The sequence below is a fragment of the Pseudomonas sp. SIMBA_068 genome, assembly GCF_046534705.1.
Taxonomy (GTDB): domain Bacteria; phylum Pseudomonadota; class Gammaproteobacteria; order Pseudomonadales; family Pseudomonadaceae; genus Aquipseudomonas; species Aquipseudomonas putida.
Genome location: NZ_JAWRYI010000846.1, coordinates 1 through 260, shown reverse-complemented (window position 1 = coordinate 260; position 260 = coordinate 1). Strand labels below are relative to the sequence as shown.

Here is a 260-nt window from a genome sequence, read left to right as displayed (position 1 = left end):
ACAAAGTTATTTACTGAGCTATTTGAGTGATAAACGGATGGCACATAAAAAAGCCAGCTTGGCTAATCAAGTTATCAATGAAGCTTTAGTACAAGATCCAAAAAACAATAAATTTCAGCTTATGTATTATCGCTCTTTAGCACTTTCACTAATGCTATCTACTGATGAAGCTACTGACTCAACAATTGAAAAAATAATTAATTTTTTAAAATCTCAAAATTTTAAAAATACCAGCACTATTAATACACAAATTACACTGA

The 260-nt window shown here is 28.8% G+C and carries 1 protein-coding gene; it reads left to right on the top strand.

What is annotated here, in order from left to right; all coding sequences use genetic code 11:
• Positions 1–37: 37 nt before the first annotated feature.
• Positions 38–260 (top strand): hypothetical protein (locus tag SB756_RS31720; protein WP_410913453.1); only part of this gene is annotated, 223 nt, incomplete at its 3' end.